Source organism: Micromonospora sp. NPDC049529 (assembly GCF_055586685.1).
The window spans coordinates 326680-344470 of record NZ_JBVJHT010000006.1; the positions used below are offsets into that span (position 1 = coordinate 326680).

Annotated in this window: 21 protein-coding genes; 9 read left to right on the forward strand and 12 right to left on the reverse strand. The window is 67.7% G+C overall.

What is annotated here, in order from left to right:
* Nucleotides 1–168 precede the first annotated feature (168 nt).
* Together ACZ6QQ_RS12935 and ACZ6QQ_RS12940 are read right to left on the reverse strand one after the other, a co-directional pair.
* Nucleotides 169–1125 (reverse strand): hypothetical protein, encoded by a 957-nt coding sequence (locus ACZ6QQ_RS12935; RefSeq protein WP_465876159.1) that lies wholly within the window; start codon nucleotides 1123–1125, stop codon nucleotides 169–171.
* Nucleotides 1122–1478 (reverse strand): PadR family transcriptional regulator, encoded by a 357-nt coding sequence (locus tag ACZ6QQ_RS12940; protein ID WP_465876160.1) that lies wholly within the window; start codon nucleotides 1476–1478, stop codon nucleotides 1122–1124. The genes ACZ6QQ_RS12935 and ACZ6QQ_RS12940 overlap by 4 nt, the downstream gene beginning before the upstream one ends.
* Nucleotides 1479–1562: 84 nt before the next feature.
* On the opposite strand from ACZ6QQ_RS12940, the gene ACZ6QQ_RS12945 reads away from it, so the two are divergent.
* Nucleotides 1563–1763 carry a DUF397 domain-containing protein gene (locus ACZ6QQ_RS12945; protein WP_465876161.1) on the forward strand — a complete coding sequence of 67 codons (201 nt, stop codon included), beginning with the start codon at nucleotides 1563–1565 and terminating at the stop codon, nucleotides 1761–1763.
* Between the two features lie 35 nt (nucleotides 1764–1798).
* On the opposite strand, the gene ACZ6QQ_RS12950 is transcribed toward ACZ6QQ_RS12945, so the two are convergent.
* Nucleotides 1799–2194, reverse strand: coding sequence for a YkvA family protein (locus ACZ6QQ_RS12950; protein WP_465876162.1), 396 nt, complete (start codon nucleotides 2192–2194; stop codon nucleotides 1799–1801).
* A gap of 93 nt (nucleotides 2195–2287) precedes the next feature.
* A complete protein-coding gene (locus ACZ6QQ_RS12955; protein WP_465876163.1) occupies nucleotides 2288–2650 on the reverse strand; it encodes an O-methyltransferase in 363 nt (120 codons plus the stop codon).
* A gap of 1092 nt (nucleotides 2651–3742) precedes the next feature.
* Here ACZ6QQ_RS12955 and ACZ6QQ_RS12960 point away from each other — a divergent pair.
* Entirely contained in the window at nucleotides 3743–3934 is a 192-nt protein-coding gene (locus ACZ6QQ_RS12960; RefSeq protein ID WP_465876164.1) for a DUF397 domain-containing protein, read from the forward strand.
* A 173-nt stretch (nucleotides 3935–4107) separates the two neighbouring features.
* Complete coding sequence (locus ACZ6QQ_RS12965) at nucleotides 4108–5025, forward strand: NHL repeat-containing protein (protein WP_465876165.1); 918 nt, start codon at nucleotides 4108–4110, stop codon at nucleotides 5023–5025.
* 50 nt (nucleotides 5026–5075) lie between these two features.
* On the opposite strand, the gene ACZ6QQ_RS12970 is transcribed toward ACZ6QQ_RS12965, so the two are convergent.
* Nucleotides 5076–5825, reverse strand: a complete 750-nt coding sequence (locus tag ACZ6QQ_RS12970; RefSeq protein ID WP_465876166.1) for a hypothetical protein — start codon at nucleotides 5823–5825, stop codon at nucleotides 5076–5078.
* Nucleotides 5822–6961, reverse strand: coding sequence for a GTPase domain-containing protein (locus ACZ6QQ_RS12975; protein ID WP_465876167.1), 1140 nt, complete (start codon nucleotides 6959–6961; stop codon nucleotides 5822–5824). The genes ACZ6QQ_RS12970 and ACZ6QQ_RS12975 overlap by 4 nt, the downstream gene beginning before the upstream one ends.
* Nucleotides 6962–7256: 295 nt before the next feature.
* Here ACZ6QQ_RS12975 and ACZ6QQ_RS12980 point away from each other — a divergent pair, with 295 nt between their 5' ends.
* From ACZ6QQ_RS12980 to ACZ6QQ_RS12990, 3 genes are read left to right on the forward strand one after another with little or no spacing between them, the layout of a single operon-like run.
* Nucleotides 7257–7574 (forward strand): hypothetical protein, encoded by a 318-nt coding sequence (locus tag ACZ6QQ_RS12980; protein ID WP_465876168.1) that lies wholly within the window; start codon nucleotides 7257–7259, stop codon nucleotides 7572–7574.
* 13 nt (nucleotides 7575–7587) lie between these two features.
* Nucleotides 7588–7833, forward strand: a complete 246-nt coding sequence (locus ACZ6QQ_RS12985; RefSeq protein WP_465876170.1) for a helix-turn-helix transcriptional regulator — start codon at nucleotides 7588–7590, stop codon at nucleotides 7831–7833.
* 60 nt (nucleotides 7834–7893) lie between these two features.
* Nucleotides 7894–9108: a hypothetical protein gene (locus ACZ6QQ_RS12990; RefSeq protein ID WP_465876172.1), complete on the forward strand. Its 1215-nt coding sequence runs from the start codon at nucleotides 7894–7896 to the stop codon at nucleotides 9106–9108.
* Nucleotides 9109–9304: 196 nt separating this feature from the next.
* Here the strand turns inward: ACZ6QQ_RS12990 and ACZ6QQ_RS12995 are convergent, their stop codons facing one another.
* Nucleotides 9305–10174: a S1 family peptidase gene (locus tag ACZ6QQ_RS12995; RefSeq protein ID WP_465876173.1), complete on the reverse strand. Its 870-nt coding sequence runs from the start codon at nucleotides 10172–10174 to the stop codon at nucleotides 9305–9307.
* 526 nt (nucleotides 10175–10700) lie between these two features.
* Here ACZ6QQ_RS12995 and ACZ6QQ_RS13000 point away from each other — a divergent pair.
* Nucleotides 10701–11843: an RICIN domain-containing protein gene (locus ACZ6QQ_RS13000; protein WP_465876174.1), complete on the forward strand. Its 1143-nt coding sequence runs from the start codon at nucleotides 10701–10703 to the stop codon at nucleotides 11841–11843.
* A 67-nt stretch (nucleotides 11844–11910) separates the two neighbouring features.
* On the opposite strand, the gene smpB is transcribed toward ACZ6QQ_RS13000, so the two are convergent.
* Nucleotides 11911–12522: an SsrA-binding protein SmpB gene (smpB, locus tag ACZ6QQ_RS13005; protein WP_465876290.1), complete on the reverse strand. Its 612-nt coding sequence runs from the start codon at nucleotides 12520–12522 to the stop codon at nucleotides 11911–11913.
* A 62-nt stretch (nucleotides 12523–12584) separates the two neighbouring features.
* Nucleotides 12585–13445, reverse strand: coding sequence for an alpha/beta fold hydrolase (locus ACZ6QQ_RS13010; protein ID WP_465876175.1), 861 nt, complete (start codon nucleotides 13443–13445; stop codon nucleotides 12585–12587).
* 160 nt (nucleotides 13446–13605) lie between these two features.
* Here ACZ6QQ_RS13010 and ACZ6QQ_RS13015 point away from each other — a divergent pair, with 160 nt between their 5' ends.
* Nucleotides 13606–14184 carry a TetR/AcrR family transcriptional regulator gene (locus ACZ6QQ_RS13015; protein ID WP_465876176.1) on the forward strand — a complete coding sequence of 193 codons (579 nt, stop codon included), beginning with the start codon at nucleotides 13606–13608 and terminating at the stop codon, nucleotides 14182–14184.
* A gap of 106 nt (nucleotides 14185–14290) precedes the next feature.
* Entirely contained in the window at nucleotides 14291–15523 is a 1233-nt protein-coding gene (locus tag ACZ6QQ_RS13020; RefSeq protein ID WP_465876177.1) for a CehA/McbA family metallohydrolase, read from the forward strand.
* A 78-nt stretch (nucleotides 15524–15601) separates the two neighbouring features.
* Here ACZ6QQ_RS13020 and ACZ6QQ_RS13025 read toward each other — a convergent pair whose 3' ends face one another.
* From ACZ6QQ_RS13025 to ACZ6QQ_RS13035, 3 genes are all read right to left on the reverse strand, one after another.
* A complete protein-coding gene (locus ACZ6QQ_RS13025) occupies nucleotides 15602–15808 on the reverse strand; it encodes a hypothetical protein (protein ID WP_329108775.1) in 207 nt (68 codons plus the stop codon).
* A 121-nt stretch (nucleotides 15809–15929) separates the two neighbouring features.
* Nucleotides 15930–16139 (reverse strand): hypothetical protein, encoded by a 210-nt coding sequence (locus ACZ6QQ_RS13030; protein ID WP_465876178.1) that lies wholly within the window; start codon nucleotides 16137–16139, stop codon nucleotides 15930–15932.
* Between the two features lie 84 nt (nucleotides 16140–16223).
* Entirely contained in the window at nucleotides 16224–17669 is a 1446-nt protein-coding gene (locus tag ACZ6QQ_RS13035; RefSeq protein ID WP_465876291.1) for an MFS transporter, read from the reverse strand.
* Between the last annotated feature and the right edge of the window lie 122 nt (nucleotides 17670–17791).

Here is a 17791-nt window from a genome sequence, read left to right on the forward strand (position 1 = left end):
TTCCTTTTTTCTTTTTTCCGTTGGTGGTTGTCGCCCCCCCCCCCCCCCCCCCCCCCCCCCCCCCCCCCCCCCCCCCCCCCCCCCCCCCCCCCCCCCCCTCGACCGAGATTGTCGTCCAAACTGGACTTTAGTGAGCCAGGTTACGCTGCTGTGGAGTGACCGCGCTGCTCACAGAGCGACCTGCCGGCGGGTGCCCATTCTGCTTACCGCGATGTTGATCGCAAGCACCAGGAGTACGGCTCCGAGGAACAGTTCCCCCGGCCTCAAGCCCACACCGTACTGCGACCAGCTGGTTGGTTGGTTGGCCAGCATGGGCAGGATCACCGCCAGCAGGACCCCGCTGGCCGCGATCGATATCCGCACGTCGACCACCGCGCCCACGAAGGCCGCCACCAGCCCGGCGGCGATGATAACCGGCATGGTCATCCAGCCGACCCAGTCATTGAGTGGATTGGGTGTCAGGACGGCCACGGTGATCGCCGCGCCGACGAGCCAGGTCCAGGGTCGCGCCACCCGTACTCGGCGTGCTCGGAGCAGCGGCACCATCGCCAGGGCGGCCAGTAAGCACACCCACGTTGTAGATTGCGTGACCAGGTAAAAACCTATCCGGACCCCCAATGTCCCATCGAGCCCGGTCCACGGCTCCAGTGTGTGCCAGAGGTTGTTCACCGAGGCGTACCAGATCTCCGCACCGAGGGCGCCAATGGTCATGGCGAGTGCGAGGCGGTAGCGAGCCCATGCTGCGGCGATCGTCGCGAGGAGCAGCAGCGCGGGCGTGACCAGGCTCCCGCCGTACGTGAAGCTGGCGGAATTACCCGGCAACAGCAGCCATAGACGCCACATCGGGGGCAGGGCCACGATGACGACGCCGCACACGAGCAGGGACAGCGCGGTCAGTCGCAGCGCGGAGTGTCGCAGGGTGTCCCCGGAGCTGAGCCGGGCCAGACCGGAGCGGACCCGGAGACCTCCGAGCACGAGGGCCAGGGACTCTCGAAGGCTCGGGTACCTCCGGTCCGTCTCGCCGACGCCCAGGAGTGTTTCCAGCATCTCGTCGGCGCGGTACTCCCGGTAGGTCCGAGGGTACGCGCGCAGCAGCCACCGGTAGCGGCGTTCCAGGCCGTTCATGCCGGCACCGTCCGAACCGTCGCGACCGTCGGCCGTACGGCACGGTCTCGTACGACCCGAGCTGCGGCGATCATCCGCGCGGCCTCCGCGTTCAGGGCGGACAACCCATGCTCGGTCAGCTCGTACGTGCGGCGGGCGCGGCCGTTGACCACCGCCTCCTCGGCCACCCGCACCATCTCCTCGTTGGTGAGCCGGTCCAAGGCGGCGTACAGCGTGCCGGTCGTCAACCGCACTCGCCCGTCGGACAGCTCCTGCGCCCGCTTGACGATGGCGTAGCCATGCAGTGGTTCGTCCTGCAACGCGGCGAGGATGAAGTATGTCGGTTCGCGCATCGACGCGGAAACCTTAGTCATGTCATCAACATAAGCAGATGGTCGACCTATCGGTCAAGCCTCTTCCCGTTCATCCGATCGATCGCAGTCTGAGTCGCCGGGTGGGTGGGCGCGTCAGCCAACCGAGGAAACGTTTGTCCAGCTCTTCGGGGGTCGCGTGGGAATCAGGGGAACTGCGTGGAGGTGGCCGACAACCTGCCCGGTCGCGTCCTCGTCCGGGACAGCAAGAACCACTCCGGCCCGGCGCTGACCTTCGGTCCGAACGCGTGGCAGGCGTTCGTCGGCCTCACCAAACAGCAGCGTTAGCCACCCCGATACGCACCACAGAGTTAGCGCGGCCGTCAGGCCGATGGCTTGCCGAGGAGTCGTTCGATGAGTCGAGGTTCACCGGGCCAGGCGGCCAGCAGAACATCCCGAGGGACCTGCCGACCGGCGTAGCGCAGCGCGAGCGCGACCACGACGATGTCGTCGAGGGGGCCGATGACCGGCACGAACTCGGGGATGAGGTCGATCGGACTGGCCACCCACAGCGCGGCCACCAGGATGGCGATCTTTGCCCGGCGGGGCACTCGGGGATCCGTACGCAGCCGCCGGACCATCGTGACGCAGTCCGGGATGAACGCGGCGAGGTCGCGCAGGATCCCCGGCGGAAGCCGGCGGGCCAGCAGGATCAACAGCGCCCACGAGGCGAGCATCAGCACGACCGCGACGGCCAGGCCGACGACCCACTCACGCATCTGTCACCGTACGGGTCAACGTGTCCAGCCGGGCACAACACAACGTGTACGGGTCTGAGGCAGCGGCCCGTAGCTGACCAACGGAACAAGTTGTCACGGATGTCGCTCCTCGTCACGTCCAACGTTCCATACGCCGGACGGTATCCCGGCGCCGTGAAGCACCCGGCCGCCACGGATCACATTGTCGACGACGATGAGCGTTCCCGGCCGCCCGAGCCGTATCGCGTAGTCAAGGTAGATGGCGTTGGACGCCTTGTCCGCGTCGATGAAGGCGAAGTCGAACGGTTCGGGCCGCTCGTCGAGCAGCGCCCGCAGGCCGTCGGCGGCCGTCCCGACCCGAATGTCCACGAGGTCGCCGACGCCCGCCCGGTCGAAGTTGGTCCGGGCCACCTCGGCGTGGTGCGGCTCCAGCTCAAAGGTGACCAACCGGCCGGGCCGAGCGATCGCTCGGGCCATCCAGACGGCGCTTTACCCGCCGAGCGTGCCCACCTCCAGGACCCGCTGCGCGCCGACACTGCGGACCAGCAGCGCGAGCAGCTTGCCCTGGGCGTGCGACACGCTGATCGGCGGCAGCCCGGCGGCCTCGGAGGCGCCCGGAGCGGGCGGCGGCGATGGTCTCGTTGCTCATGTGTCTCGGCCCTTCGGTCGTGGTCGCTGTTCGCCGTCGACGCCAGGGCCGGCCGGACTATGCAGCGACTTCGAGCGTTACCACCGGCCCTCGCTTTTCATCGGCCGATCGGCAAGCATAGCTAATCGCTTTAGTATCGGGAGTCAACCCATGCGGCGGGACAAGGAATGCGCCCTGAATGAGATTAGCGACGTGGTCAAGATTTGACGTTTCAGAGCCGTATACCACCGAGGAAGAGTCAAGACAGTCGGTCAGAACAACCACAGCATCGAAGACGCGCGATGCTGACGTCACGAGAGCGTGACTGCAGCTTGAAACTGTTGATGACGAACGACTGTTTATCTGCTCCTCGGTCAGATACCAACACCTACTACTGGCTGCACCACTCCCCGTCTCCGGACTTCCATGTAGAAGTAACCGCAGAGTGACCCTTCGATCCTCTATAGACACCTGGTCCGCCACCGCTGCTGCCGCAGGAATACCAGAGGTAGGTCGCGGCTCATGCTCGCTACTCCCGCACGATGACGTCGCGACAACCAGACCTATCCCAACCATGCATACTGCGATTTTCTTTCGCATCATGCCGTACTCCTAAAGGATACGGGATAGCGTGACCCACAGAGGCTTTCCATACACGCGACTACTGTAGCAATGGAGCGCAATGAAGCGCCATCTTGCGAGGAGTCAACACGCAGGTACCCCTCACACATGCTGATAGGAACCCATCGCTGATACGGACGCCCGGGTTTCCTTCCACCCAACTACCAATCACAGACGCAAGAAAGACCGGCTATTGGGGTCACAAGGACTCTCGCTGCCGCTGCACGGCTTCGCAGCATAGACGCCATCGCTGATCCGAAGATTCTTGGCAATGGTAACTACCCTCTGGTGCAGGGAAACATCTAAGGTGATGCGCGCGTGTGCGGCCTGACCCGGCCCCTCGGTGGCGCAAGGGCACCCGCAGCAGCGGAAACCAGGGAAACTGCGTAGAGGTGGCCGACAACCTCCCCAGCCGTGTCCTCGTCTGGGACAGCAAGGACCGGTCCGGCCCGGCGCTGACCTTCGAGCCGGACGCGTGGCAGGCGTTCGTCGGCCTCGCCAAGCAGCACTGACAGCCCGCACACGCGCCCCCGTACCGGCACCCCCCACGGGTACGGGGGCCTTGCCGTGTCCGGGTCAATGCCCGAATTAATGCTCAGTTGCTTGTCGAGCAATGGCGAAGTGGCCCCGGTACGTGATCCACAGGTCCCATGTAGGTGTTCGCCTATCGAAAAGGAGCACGACAGTGCACAGACGAACACTCTTGGCCGCAGCCGTTGCCGCGCCCATCGGGGCCACCATCGCCGCAGCTCCGGCCTCGGCTCACGGAAACAGCCGGTATCCCTCGGTGATCAAACTACCCAATGGGTTCTGCCCGGAGGGGATCGCCCGCGGTACCGGCTCGAAGATCTACGTCAGCTCCATGGCCGACGGATGCATCTGGTGCGCCGACGTGCGCACCGGCAAGGGAATGCTCCTCGTGCCGCCCGTACCCGGCACCCAGGCAACGGGTTTGCACATTGAACGGGGCAGGATCTGGGCGGCCTGTGGCAACATGGGCGGCGCGGCCGTCTACCGTGAGTCGACCGGCGAAACCCTGGCGATGTACGACTTCGGCGGCGGCTTCATCGACGGCGTGACCGCCACGAAGAAGGCGGTGTTCTTCACGGACTCGAAGAAGGGCAAGGTGTACTGCGTCGAGTTTGGCCGCAACGGATCGCTGCCCGGACAATCGGGCGTACGGGCGCTGCCGTTGCCGGGTGGGCTCGGTGACCCGACCGCCTGCAACACCGGCATCGTCGCCGCCTGGGGAGACAAGCTCATTATCGTGCAGGCCAAGACCGGTCGGCTCTACTGCTACGATCCCCGCGCGGGCATGGCCGGCCAGATCAACACGAGCGGCGTATCGCTGTCCAATGGCGACGGTCTGCTGCTTGCGGGGCGCACGCTGTATGTGGTGCGCAACCGAAACAATGTGATCGTCAAGTTCCGCCTCAACGAGCAGCTGACGCGGGCCACGCCGATCGACGTCATCCGTGACCGCGACCTCGACGAGCCGTCGGCCGTGGTTTCCTTCGGCTCAAGCCTCTACGCGGTCAACGCGCGTTTGTCCGTCCCCGCGACCCCCAAGACCACTTACCGCGTCGTACGGGTGTGCGACTGATCACCCAACTTGCGCCATCCCGCCGGGGTTATCCCCGGCGGGATAAAAATTCAGTCGAACGGGCTGCACACGACGATACCGTCGACAGAGAAATGCAACAGCGAAGACTTGGGCAAAGAATCCAGGACGCCATCCAAGACGGCACTCAACGGCAGGAACCTCGCCGTGACGTCACGCCTGTCAACCTTCGCGGAACGGGCCAGGGCGTTCATCACCACGTACGCCGGATCGTGAGCGAAGCCTCCGATCACGGACCCGAAATCGTCCACGATCTTCTGGGTTGCCAGGACCGAGAAGGAGCTTTCCAGTCGCGTCAGTGCATGACCGAGGTCTCGTTGGGTCGCTCCTCCGTCTGTTTCCTGTAGTCGTCGAGCGAGGTACTCGACAGACGCCTGCATGCCCGCGTACGGCAGTGAGAACATCCGGCTGACAGCCATGCCCATGGCTGCGAAGACCTGGACCCACAGCTCAGGCGCCGCAGCTCCGGGCAGCACGCATCCCAGCGTGACGGACAGACCAGCCCTCGAAGAAGCAGCCTCCACCGCCGTGACGGGGATGCCGAGCAGTAGCAATCTTGATTCCCCCAACCGACACGACAGCCCGAACGGGAACCTCGCGGACCCCATCTCGGCCGCGATCGCCCCCGCCAGATCGTGCACCCTGCGGTTCTGCTCATCGGACAACTCACCGACGTCACCGGCGACGAGGCAATGCTGCACTCCGGGCATGAACCCGAAGAGAAATGGCGAGACGACGGCACTGTCACCGCTGCGACCGGGGAGCCAACTCTTGATGCTCACGACATCACCGTCTTGCGGATGCTTTCGCGGATCTCCCTGACTCCCCAGCCCGTCTTGGAGCTTCCCACGATCCATTCGAACGGAATCCTGTTCTTCTTGCAGATTCCTTCGAGAAGTCCACGATGCTCCTGGAACGTCTTGTCGAACTGTTCTCTGACTGCCTTGGCACTGGAGTCCTCGGGTGCACTGTTCGACATGAGATCGAATTTCGTGGCGAACACGATGACCAAATCGATCTTACGGTACAACTTCCTGCTCCCGAGAACCGCGCGCGGCACGTTGGCGTACCCTTTCTGCTCTGCGACGTAGTTGGGATCGAAACCCGCGCCCCCGTCGTCTGCCCGGGGTGCCACCACGAGGACCAGCACGCGCTTCGCCCGACGAGGTGAGTTGTTCAGCTGATTGATCTGCCAGGACTCACCGCCAGCCGTATCCGTAATCTGCGGGATGAGGGTGTATTTCCCGTAGGGCACGTGGTCCAAATCCGGCGTCCTGGCATACCCCACGGTCGGTTTCGAACCCCCGAACGGGGCGCTGTTGTCCCGCCACTTCCTCCACAGTTGAGTCTTACCGGATCCCGGCGAACCCACAAGTACGACATGGATACGCCGCTCGTTACGCTTTGCCCACACTCTGGCGGCAAAATTCGTCACGAACCCAAGTCCGAGAATCGCCAGCACCCAACTGAGGATTTCTTTGATAACCTGCCAGTTCTCGGTGAACCACCGCTCGGCACGAGCCAGGGGGCCTGGGTCCCATCTCCCCAAGCCGTCCTTCATCGCAGCCGCTTGGGCTTCTTGCTCCACCTCGCTACCGGCAGTTCCGACGATCTCGGCACATCCCTGCCGCAGCAGCTTCCACCGCACGTCCTCAATCTTCTGATAATACTGCTTCCGGGCACACTCAAGGTCTACCTTGAGGCCCGAGACATCCACCTCTATCGCCACGGCCGCGCCGACGGAAACACCCGCCAATTTATTATCACCCTCGGCCCAACCGGTGGTCACAACGTAAGCGTCCTCGACCTTGACCGCAGGGGTCTCCTTGGCATCATCAGCACCGGTACAAGCGGCGAGCGGCAGGGTTCCCATTATCACGATGAGCATGAGTCGACGTTTCAACAGCGCTGCCTTCACTTTTTCGCGGCCTCGACCTTTCGAAATCACCTATATCTCCAAGCCCATCCGAGCATCATCGCGTCCCAGCACAAACAGGTCGATCGCCTAATGAACCTTTTCCCGCGATATGCGCGTTACCGGCGTTAGAGGTGTTTCGAAGTATTCCGACCGTCAGGGCATTGCCCCCGTAGCCACCGGAACCAAAGCCCAGCCCACGGGGCAGACGGAGTGGTCGACGAGGCAGATGTAAGGGAGACCTTCCACAAAGTCAGGGACGCTTGACTGAATGGAAGGGTCACGTTACCTTCGTTCCATGGTGAAGCGGGCACAGCAGGATCAAGCGGGACGCGCGGCCCGCCGTGCCGTTCTCGTCGACGGCATGCCGGTGTTCGCCCTCGCCATGGCATGGGTCCTGCTGCGGGCGTTCCGACGCGCCGACGAATACCTACGCAAAATCCAGTTGGAGAGCATGGCCATCGCGTTCGCGGTGGTCCTCGTGGCACTGCAAGTGTCCGCTGTGCTCGATTCCGCAGGCGTCGTCCAGCTCCACCAGCTCACGCTGCCGATCATCACCGGCGGCATGGCGATCTGGCATGTAGTCGCGGACCTGCGCACCCGCTTCGACCGTTGAACGCCCCACACTCGTGAAGAACCGACTACGCGAGCTGCGAGCAGCCCGCCGGTGGAGCCAGGCCGACCTGGCCGACCGGTGCCAGGTCTCCCGACAGGCCATCAACGCCATCGAGACCGAACGGTACGATCCCAGCCTGCCCCTGGCGTTCACCATCGCCGACGTCTTCGGTCGGACCATCGAGGAGATCTTCCTGCCCGACCGGACGGGCAGGACGAGCGACCCGGACCCACCCGGAGAGGGCAGCTCGCGGGATTAGTACACAGGCGGGCTCCTGGACAAGCGTTTTACAGCGGACTGCACGGGGCAGGATGGGCCGATGACACAGGGGATCGACACCGTCGACTGGTCGAAACTGCGGCACGCGTACGGCACCGCCGAGGACGTACCGGCGCTCCTGCGCGACCTGGCAGACGAGGACGAGTCGGTGCGCCACGGGGCGTTCGGCGAGCTGTGGGGCAGCCTCGTCCACCAGGGCAGCCGCTACGAGGCGAGCGCGTACGCGGTGCCCTTCCTGCTCGACCTGGTCGCCGACCCGGCCACTCCGGACCGGAGCCTGGTCGCCCAGTTCCTGGCGCTGGTCGCGATCGGCTCCGACGAGGCGTGGGTGCCCGACGGGATCGACGTGGACGGCATCCGCGCCCGCGCCGACGGTGGTGAGCAGGCGTTGGCACGCTGTCGGGAGGGCACGGAACTGGCCCCGGAGGACCACGGCCGGATCGACGCGCACGCCGACCTGACCGCCTGGGAGGCCGTCCGCAAAGGACTGCCGCTGCTCCGCGCCCTGCTGCACGAGAACGACGCCCTGCTCTGCGAGGACGACTCCGACCTGCGCACCGTTGTCGCGTACACGTTGGGGTGGTTTCCCGCGACGGCGGCGCCGGAGCACGCGGCGGCGAGTCTCGCGGCGCTGGCCGAGATCGCGGCCGGGACGGACGAGGGGCCGGCGGCGGTCGCGGTCGTCGCCGCCGGGCTGGTCGGCGCGGACGGCGCCGACCGGGTCGCGTCCGCCGCACTGGACAGCGGGTATCCGCTGGTCCGCTGGGCGGGTGCGGTGGCGCTCGCCCGGTTGCACGGGCCGGCGGCCGAGCCACGGGTGGCGGCCGAACTGCAACGTTGGGCGGGCGGTGGCAGCCGAGTCGACCACCGGATGCCGTACCTCGAAGGTGACCTCGCCGGGTACGCGACCCTGGCGCTCGGCCAGCTCGGTCCGGCGCACGCCGCAGCCGCGTTCGCCGCCAACCTGGCCCGGCTGCCGCAGGTGCACGCTATGGAGGCGCTGACCGTGCTCGGCGAGGCGCTGCGGCACGCCTTCCCGACCGGCCCGGTGCCGGCGGGCACCCCGTTCGAAAGCCTCGACCCCGACCAGCAACAACTGGTACGGGTGCTCGCCGACTCGCCGAACACCTGGCGCTACGACCAGTTGGAGTTCGGCAACTTCTGCATGCTGCTCGGCGAGTACGGCCTGCCGAACCCGCACGCCCGGCTGCGCGCGTACGCGTACCCCGCTCTCGCGGGCCGGGAGGGCTGCTAGGCCGCGTATCGAAAGTGGATTTCGATGATGCGCTTGCCATACCGTCGGGGATGATCGTCTCCGCGTGCCCGCTCCGGCCGGGCCGGGGCGGGCCTGGTGCGTCGTGCCACACGGTGGGAGGTGCGGTGGCTGCCAGTGTTCGTCGAACCGGGCAGCCACCGCGCGCAGGTTGGTCGTTGGTACGACGGGTAGCGCGTCAGTTGTTCGTGAGCAGGGTCAGTCCGTAGGCGGAGGCGATCTCCGACAGCGGGTTGTAGTAGGTACGGGCGCTCGGGTCACCACACGGGAAGAGATTGCCGCCGGAGAGCACGCCGATGCCCTGGAGGCGGCGGTCGCCGGGGTCACGGAACATCGGACTGCCCGAGTCTCCCGGGGCACCGCAGGCGCTCGTCTCGATCAGCCCCGTCACAACCTCTCCCCCGTGGTACGTGACGCTGACATTGGTTGCCAGAATGGTGCCGCAGGTGGTGCCGGTGATGTTACCGGTCTTGCAGATGTTCCAGCCGATGATGGGTGAGTTGACGACCACGTTCACCCGGACCTTCGCACCGTGGTAAATAATGTTGCTGTTCGGCTGGATCGACGAGTTGAAGACCCGCATGATGACGCCGTAGTCGTTACCTGGGTAGGAGTAAGCGTACGCCGGGCCGATCAACGCGCCGTTGTAATACCAATTCCGGACATTGTCCGAGAGGCAGTGGCCGGCGGTGGTGACGAACGGCGTGTTGTCGGACTGCTTCATGACGAAGCCGGCCGTGCAGGTCGCCCCGGCCGAGTTGGAGATACCCACACCACCCCAGAAGTTGGCAAGGGGCCGAACCGGCGCGGCCTGCTCGACACGCACCTTGCCGGGCAGGCCGGCTACGGTGGAGAGGAACTGGCCGGACGGCTGTCCGCCCAGTTTCACGACCACGACACCGGACGCCGGGTCGACGTGGGACGCGGTGCCGGCGGGGGCGACCGCAGCGATCTGATCGCGGAGCACCGTGGGGTCTGCGGACACGGACGGAGCTACGGCCACCGGCACCGGAATCGCCAGTAGCACCATGGCAAGCAGAGGGGACATGGCCGAGACGCTACTGGTGGAATTTGCATATTTCAATGGCGCGAAAAAGTTGTGCAGCTCACACCGCAATACGTGCCGGAAACGACTTTTGTCGAAAGATGATCATTGAGTGGGAGAAATACCGCCGCATACTGCAAATCAATTACGAAGCACGGGACAACCAACTCCCGGCCAGCACGTACGGAACTTCCGGTGGACGCCTTTCACGCTCACGAGGAGTTCTGCTCGCCACGACCGGCCCAAACCCTTCGCTCCCGTGAGGGCGGACCGCCAGGGGCCGGGGTGTACGGGAGGGAGCCCGGCTTCAGGCAGCGGGGGCGGCTGGCCCGGTGCCGGCCGTCGATGCCGGTGGACCGTTCGGCGCAGTGATGACGGCGTTCGTCGGGTCCGCCCCGCCGATGGTCTCGCGCGGGAACGATTCCATCGCGAAGTCTCGATACAGCCGACCGTACCGGCGCTTCCGCTCTCGCCCAGCGGTGCACCCGCGCCACCGTCCCCGGCCGGCATCGACGAGAGGACCACCCCCATGCGATGGAACGGACGCCGGCTCGCCACCGCCGGCCTCGGACTCGCCCTCAGCACCGGAATCGCCCTGGCCCAGGCAACCCCGGTGCAGGCCACCCCCACCCAGGCACCGCCGGTCACAATGGCCGAGTCGAACGGCGGAGTACGGATCATGCCGCTCGGTGACTCGATCACCGACGGTTTCAACGTCCCCGGCGGATACCGGATCAACCTGTGGCAGCGCTTCGTCGCCAGCGGGTACACGGTGGACTTCGTCGGCTCCGGCTTCAACGGGCCGGCGAGCCTCGGCGACCACGACCACGAGGGGCACTCCGGCTGGCGGATCGACCAGCTCGACGCGAACATCGTCGGCTGGCTCCAGGCGACCACCCCGCGTACGGTGCTGCTGCACATCGGCACCAACGACATGAACCAGAACTACGACGTGCCGAACGCACCGGCCCGCCTCTCCGCGCTGATCGACAAGATCCGGGCCAACGCGCCCACGGTGGAACTCTTCGTCGCCACCATCACCCCGGAGAGCAACCCCACCCTCCAGGCGCGGGTGCAGGCGTACAACGCCACCATTCCGGGGATCGTGGCACAGAAGGGGCCCCGGACCCACCTGGTCGACATGTTCTCCGCCCTGACCACCGCCGACCTGGCCGACGGGGTGCACCCGAACGCGGCCGGCTACGACAAGATGGCGGCCCGCTGGTTCACCGCGCTGCAATCCGTACCGAACAGCCTGGTCCCGCCGGGTGTGCCGCCGGTCGGCACCCCGGTCTCACTGGTCAACCCCCAGTCGGGGCGGTGCCTCGACGTCTCGGGCGTGAGCACCGTCGCCGGTGCCCAGGTGCACATCTGGGACTGTCACGGCGGGACGAACCAGGTCTGGACCCGGACCGCCAACGGTGAACTGCGCGTCTACGGCAACCGGTGCCTGGACATCTCCGGCAGCGGCACGGCCAACGGGACCAAGGTGCAGATCTGGACCTGCAACGGCACCGGCGCCCAGCGCTTCTCCTTCGGCACCGACGGTTCGCTCGTGGTGCCCGCCTCGGGCAAGTGCGTCGAGGTGGCCGGCACCGGCACCGCCAACGGCACCGTCGCCCAGCTCTACACCTGCACCGGCGGCGCCAACCAACGCTGGTCCGTCCGCTGACCGGAGTGGTGCGCTAATACAGAGAAAGAGTGGCTATTCCGCGCTGGATAGCCACTCTTTCTCTGTATTAGCGCGATCGTGGGGTGGGTGAGGTGCGGCGGGCAGGCTCGTTTTGCCCGGGGCGGGGGCGCTGCCGGTTCTGACCCTTCAGGTGCCGGCTCAGGGCGCGGGCCATCTCCCGGTTCGCGTCCCGCTCGGCCAGGGTCTGCCGCTTGTCGTAGGAGCGTTTGCCCCGGGCGAGGCCGATCTCGACCTTCGCCCACCCGTTGCTGAAGTAGATCGACAGCGGTACGAGCGTCAGGCCGGGATCACGTACCCGGTCCAGGATCTTGTTGATCTCCGTACGTCGCAGCAGCAGCTTCCGGGTCCGGCGCGGCTGGTGGTTCGTCCAGGTGCCGTACGCGTACTCGGCGATGTGCAGCCCGTAGAGCATCAGCTCGCCGTCCAACTCCTGGGCGAAGGCGTCCACGAGTGACGCCCGACCGGCCCGCAGCGACTTGACCTCGGTGCCGAGCAGGGCGATGCCCGCCTCGTACGTCTTGAGGATCTCGTAGTCGTGCCGAGCCTTCTTGTTCGAGGCGACGAGCTTGCGCTCCGGTTCCCTGGACGCGACTGCCTCCCCCGACGACTCCCCCGGACCCGCCGATCCGCTGACCCGCTGATCCGCCCGGCTCCGCACCACGCGGAGCTACCAAGATACTTCGAGCCGGTGCCCGTTCGCCGCGCGCCACCGGGCACGGGTCAGTGGTCGGTCAGTACCTCGGTGAGCCACGGGCGGATGACCGGCAGGACGTTGGACGGCTGCATCGCCCCGGTGTGGTCGAGCCCGTCGAGCACCCGTACCCGCCAGCCGAGCTGTTCCAGCTCCGCGCGCCGGTTCCGCAGCGGACCGGCGATGTCCACGGTCACTCCGCCCCAGCGTTCGCCGTAGGGGATCGTGTCCGCCGAGCCCGCGAAGCAGAGCCGGGGGCAGGTGATCCGGGTCTGGGCGGCCCGGTCGTCGAACCCGCGCAGGGCCAGGTAGAGGGTCAGGTACTGCCGGGCCTGCGGCTCGGGCAGCGACACCTGCACCGTCGACCAGTCGACCTCACCGGATCTGGTCGGGCCGTCGGCGGCGGGGGTGGCCGGGGTCGCGGGCGTGGACGTGATCGCGTGGGTCGCGGTGGTGACCGCGAGCATTTCCGGGTACGGGCCGTCGATCGGCGGGAAGCCGCCCATGACCAGCGCCGACAGGCGATCGGTACGCAGTGCCAGCTGCAACCCGCTCAGCGCCAGCCACGAGTACCCGTAGTACGCGAACCGCTCGGCGCCCACCGCGTCGGCGACGGTGAGCAGGTCGGCGGCGATGGTGTCCGGGGTCAGGGTGTCCGGTTTCGGGGTGGTCGCGCGATGGCCCTCGTAGTCGAAGGCGACCACCCGAAAGCGGTCGGCAAGCCCGTCGACCAGGTTCCGGCCGAGCCCGGGGTCGACTCCCCAGCGCCGCAGCTCGTCGGCGGCCGGTCCCTCGGTCGGTCGCGGGTTGACCGGCAGCAGCACGGTCGGTCCGGACCCGCGCACCGCCACCTCGATCACGCCTCCGTCGGGCAGTTCCACCTCAGGCATGGGCGGCACATTACCTTACGGCGTAAAGAGTCTCCCGACGGCTGCCGGACCCCCGTCCGGGCAGGCTGTCCGGAACGTCACATACCGGAAACCGGACTAGACAGACCGTTTTGTTCACATGGCGACTCGGCCCGGTCGCCCGGTCCAGTAATCTCGGAGCATGTCCGCGACAACCACCGGTCGTACGTCAGCCAGGGAACGCCTGCTGACAGCGGCCGACGAGCTGTTCTACGCCGAAGGTGTGCACTCCGTCGGCATCGACCGGGTGATCGAGCACGCCGGGGTCGCCAAGGCGAGCCTGTACAACTCCTTCGGCAGTAAGGACGAGCTGATCCGGGCGTACCTGCTGGGCCGGCTCACCCGCCGGCAGGAACGGGTGGCCCGCTGGGTCGCGCGGGCGGAGCAGCCCCGCGACCGGGTGCTCGCCGTGTTCGACGCGCTCAGCGAGGCGATCGCCGAGCCCGGCTTCCGGGGCTGCGCGTTTCTCAACGCCAGCGCCGAGGTCGCGGCGGGCGGCACGGTCGGCGAGGTCTGCGAAACCTCCCGGAGCTGGGTCCGGTCGACCTTCCGGCAGCTCTCGGCCGAGGCCGGGGCCGCCGATCCGGACGCCCTCGCCCAGCAGCTCGTCCTGCTCTACGACGGCGCGACCGTCGCCGCACAGCTCGACCGGAACGTCGGTGCGGGCGCCGCCGCCCGTACCGTCGCGCAGACGCTGGTCGAGGCCGCGATCCGCCGCTGACCCCCGGTCGCCGTGCGCACAGGGCCACGGTAACTATCGACAGACTTCATCGGATAGACAACTGCGCCTATCTATCCGTTGCCGCCCGTCGGCTGCACTGTCCGGCATGACTCACCACCATTCGGACACCGCACACACCCACGACGGTCCGACCCGGCGGACGCTGATCGCGGGCACCGGCGGGCTGCTGATGCTCGCCGCCGCACCGGGCACCGCACACGCGGCGGCGACCCCGCTCGCCACCGCCGGACCGGTCCGGACGGCGGCAACCGGCGCCGCCCGCGCCTCCCTGCTGACCCAGGGCACCACCCTGGTCCACGCCGACCTGCACAACCACACCCTGATGTCGGACGGCGACGGGGACCCCGCGCTGGCGTTCGCCTCGATGCGCGACGCGGGACTGGACGTCGCGGCACTCACCGACCACGCCACCCTGTTCTCGATCGAGGGGCTCTCCCGGTCGGAGTGGGACCGTACCGGCGCCCTCGCCGACGCCGCCGACGACCCCGGCCAGTACACCGCCATCCGGGGCTTCGAGTGGTCCCACCCGCTGCTCGGGCACGTCAACGTCTGGTTCTCCGGCAACTACACCGACCTGCTCCAGTCGTCGAGCATGAGCCGGCTCTACAGCTGGCTCGCCGGCTCCGGCGGGGTCGCCGGGTTCAACCACCCCGGCCGCGAGGTCGGGCGGTTCGACAACTTCCGCTACACGGCGGCCGTACGGGAACCGATGATCGGGCTGGAGATGTTCAACCGGGGCGACGACTACCTCTTCGACGGCTGGGGCAGCGGGCAGACGTCACCACTCGTGGCCTGCCTGAACGCCGGCTGGCGGCCCGGCCTCACCGGGGTCTCCGACGAACACGGGACCAACTGGGGCTTCCCCGAGGGCAAGGGCCGCACCGGGCTCTGGGTCACCCAGAACACCCGAGCCGAGGTGCTGGCCGCGCTACGCGCCCGCCGCTTCTTCGCCACCCGGGTCTCCGGCCTGCGGCTCGACGCCACCGCCAACGGCGTACGGATGGGCGGGGTGGTCCCGGTGATCCGGGGCGACGTGACCTTCGAGATCGACCTGGAGCGGGGCCCGGAGTGGACCGGCAAGCCGCTGCGGATCCAGGTGCTGCGTCCCGGCAGCGACGCGCCCACGGTGCCGCTGGTGGTCGACACCGTCGCCGGGCAGGTCACCAGGTTCACCGTGCCGCTCGACCTCGCCGACGGTAACTGGGTGGTGCTGCGGGTCTCCGACCCGGCCCAGGCCAACCCGAGTCCCGGCCCGGCCGGTCACCCGTGCAACGACTGGGGCGTCGCCTACTCCAGCCCGTGGTGGCTCCAGCCGTGATCCCGCCCCCGGCCGGCGTCGGCCGGGCCGTCGTACGCCCGACGGCGCGGCACCGCACCGTCGGGCGTACGGGTTCGTTCAGTCGGCCAGGGTCGCGATGGACTGGGCCCACCGGAAGTACTTGTTGGTACCGAAGTCACGCACCGTCTTGATGCCGAACGCCTTGAGCAGCAGCTCCGCGTCGCCGGCCGAGACACCCTCGATAGCGGTGACCGGTGCGTCGGCGATCTCCTGGGCGCTCTTGCCTTCCCACGCCTTGGAGAGCTTCTTCTCGAGTCCCAGCATCCCTTTGTCCTCCTTAGACAGCCCGGCACCGCGCCGAGCCGCCGGAAGACTACGACGATCCGGTCTTACCCGCCAGTCGACCATCAAAGCGACACGTTGCACCGGCGAGCCGGCCCCGGAGTCAGTCCACCGGGGTCACCGTCTGCTCCGAGGTACGGTGCTCGACCACCGATCCGGGACCGGTCGGAAGCCCGGCGGTACGCCGGTCGGAATCGGCGAGGATCGCCTCGGCCTGCGCCAGCGGATCCTCGCTGCCCACCGCCCGCTCCTCCGGCAGCAGATACTCGGCACGCCGCTCGACCTGACTGCGGTCACTGCTCTCTGCACTCATACCGCACCCCCATACCCCGGCCCGGCCGGCTCGACACCCCGACGACCGGCCGGGGTGTCGCGTCACCGGATCGGCCCGCCGCGCTCAGGTGGCGGTCCCGGCCGGGGCCGGTGCCGGCGCGGAGACCGACCCGGCACTCCCGGTGGCCCGACCGGAGCGCAGCCCGAAGGCGGTGATCAGAGCGCCGAGCAGCACGCAGGCGACCGGAACGAGCAGGGCGGCCCGGAGTGCGTCGAGCGCCGCGCCGGGTGTGCCGTGGTCGCCGAGCGCCGCCACGTTGACGGCGGTCACCGCCGACAGGCCGAGGGCGGTGCCGAACTGCATGGCGGTGTAGAGCAGTCCACTGGCGAGGCCGTGCTCGGACTCCTCGACACCGTCCATCCCGGCCATCGTCAACGGCGCGTACACCAGGGAGAAGGCCAGGCCGAGCAGGAGCATCGTCGGCACCATGGCGGCGTACGTCCAGTCCGGTCCGACCGGCACGAACAGCGCGTACGCCAGCACGGCGACCAGCAGCCCGCCGAACAGCACCCGTACGTTGCCGAAACGTTCGACCAGTCGCGGGGCGAGCAGCGGTGACAGGATCAGGTCCAGTCCGATCAGCAGCATCGCCAGCCCGGTCTGCAACGCGCTCCAGCCGCGCAGTTCCTGAAGGTAGAGCGTGACCAGGAACTGGAAGCCGGCGAACGCGGCGAGGAAGAGCAACGCGGCCAGGTTGCTGCGGACCAGGGCCGGATTGCGCAGGATGCCCAGCCGGACCAGCGGGTTGGCCGAGCGCCGCTCGACCGACACGAACACGGCCAGCAGCAGCAGGCCGGCGAGGAACACGGCGGCCGTACCGGCCCTGCCCTCGGCGGGGCGCTCCAGCCGGACCACGCCGTACGCCAGCAGCAGCATCGCCCCGGCGATGCTGACCGCGCCGGCCAGGTCGAACCCGCCGGTGGGGCGCCGCGTCGGTCCCGCGTCCCGGACCAGGGGAATGGCCGCGGCGAGGACCAGCGCCGACATGATGACCGGGGCGAAGAAGACCCACCGCCACCCGATCGAGGTGAGCAGGCCACCGGCGACCAGGCCGAGGGTGAAACCGCCCGAGGCCATGCCGGCGTAGATGCCCAGTGCCCGGTTGCGCTGCGGACCCTCGGGAAAGTTCGTGGTGACCAGGGAGAGCCCGGCGGGTGCCAGGAACGCGGCCGCGACACCGGTGACGAACCGGGCCACCAGCAGCATCCAGCCCTCGGTGGCAAACCCGCCGAGGCCGGAGAAGACGAGGAAGACGAGCAACCAGGTGAGGAACATCCGGCGGCGGCCGAGCAGGTCGGCGGCCCGGCCGCCGAGCAGCATGAAGCCGCCGTACCCGAGCACGTAGGCGCTGACCACGCCGCTGAGCATCCCGGTGCTCAGGCCCAGGTCGGCCCGGATCGCCGGCAGCGCGACGTTGAGCATCGCGACGTCGATCCCCTCCAGGAAGATCGCCCCGCAGAGTACGAACAGCACGGCTCGCGCGCGACCGTCCATCCGCCGATTCGACATGGACACCAGTCCAACTCCTCATGCAGTGGCGGGACCGGCGTCGGTTCTTCCGACGACTGCCGGTTCCCTCTTGTAACCAACAGCATCGTCAGGGAACATCGGTGGGCATGGAAGTCGGCACT

Excerpts from the sequence above, each read along its gene's own strand:
- ACZ6QQ_RS12935 (WP_465876159.1), bottom strand. The coding sequence starts at position 1,125 with ATGAACGGCCTGGAACGCCGCTACCGGTGGCTGCTGCGCGCGTACCCT.
- ACZ6QQ_RS12940 (WP_465876160.1), bottom strand. The coding sequence starts at position 1,478 with ATGACTAAGGTTTCCGCGTCGATGCGCGAACCGACATACTTCATCCTC.
- ACZ6QQ_RS12950 (WP_465876162.1), bottom strand. The coding sequence starts at position 2,194 with ATGCGTGAGTGGGTCGTCGGCCTGGCCGTCGCGGTCGTGCTGATGCTC.
- ACZ6QQ_RS12955 (WP_465876163.1), bottom strand. The coding sequence starts at position 2,650 with ATGGCCCGAGCGATCGCTCGGCCCGGCCGGTTGGTCACCTTTGAGCTG.
- ACZ6QQ_RS12980 (WP_465876168.1), top strand. The coding sequence starts at position 7,257 with ATGGTGAAGCGGGCACAGCAGGATCAAGCGGGACGCGCGGCCCGCCGT.
- ACZ6QQ_RS12990 (WP_465876172.1), top strand. The coding sequence starts at position 7,894 with ATGACACAGGGGATCGACACCGTCGACTGGTCGAAACTGCGGCACGCG.
- ACZ6QQ_RS12995 (WP_465876173.1), bottom strand. The coding sequence starts at position 10,174 with ATGTCCCCTCTGCTTGCCATGGTGCTACTGGCGATTCCGGTGCCGGTG.
- ACZ6QQ_RS13000 (WP_465876174.1), top strand. The coding sequence starts at position 10,701 with ATGCGATGGAACGGACGCCGGCTCGCCACCGCCGGCCTCGGACTCGCC.
- ACZ6QQ_RS13010 (WP_465876175.1), bottom strand. The coding sequence starts at position 13,445 with ATGCCTGAGGTGGAACTGCCCGACGGAGGCGTGATCGAGGTGGCGGTG.
- ACZ6QQ_RS13015 (WP_465876176.1), top strand. The coding sequence starts at position 13,606 with ATGTCCGCGACAACCACCGGTCGTACGTCAGCCAGGGAACGCCTGCTG.
- ACZ6QQ_RS13020 (WP_465876177.1), top strand. The coding sequence starts at position 14,291 with ATGACTCACCACCATTCGGACACCGCACACACCCACGACGGTCCGACC.
- ACZ6QQ_RS13025 (WP_329108775.1), bottom strand. The coding sequence starts at position 15,808 with ATGCTGGGACTCGAGAAGAAGCTCTCCAAGGCGTGGGAAGGCAAGAGC.
- ACZ6QQ_RS13030 (WP_465876178.1), bottom strand. The coding sequence starts at position 16,139 with ATGAGTGCAGAGAGCAGTGACCGCAGTCAGGTCGAGCGGCGTGCCGAG.
- ACZ6QQ_RS13035 (WP_465876291.1), bottom strand. The coding sequence starts at position 17,669 with ATGTCGAATCGGCGGATGGACGGTCGCGCGCGAGCCGTGCTGTTCGTA.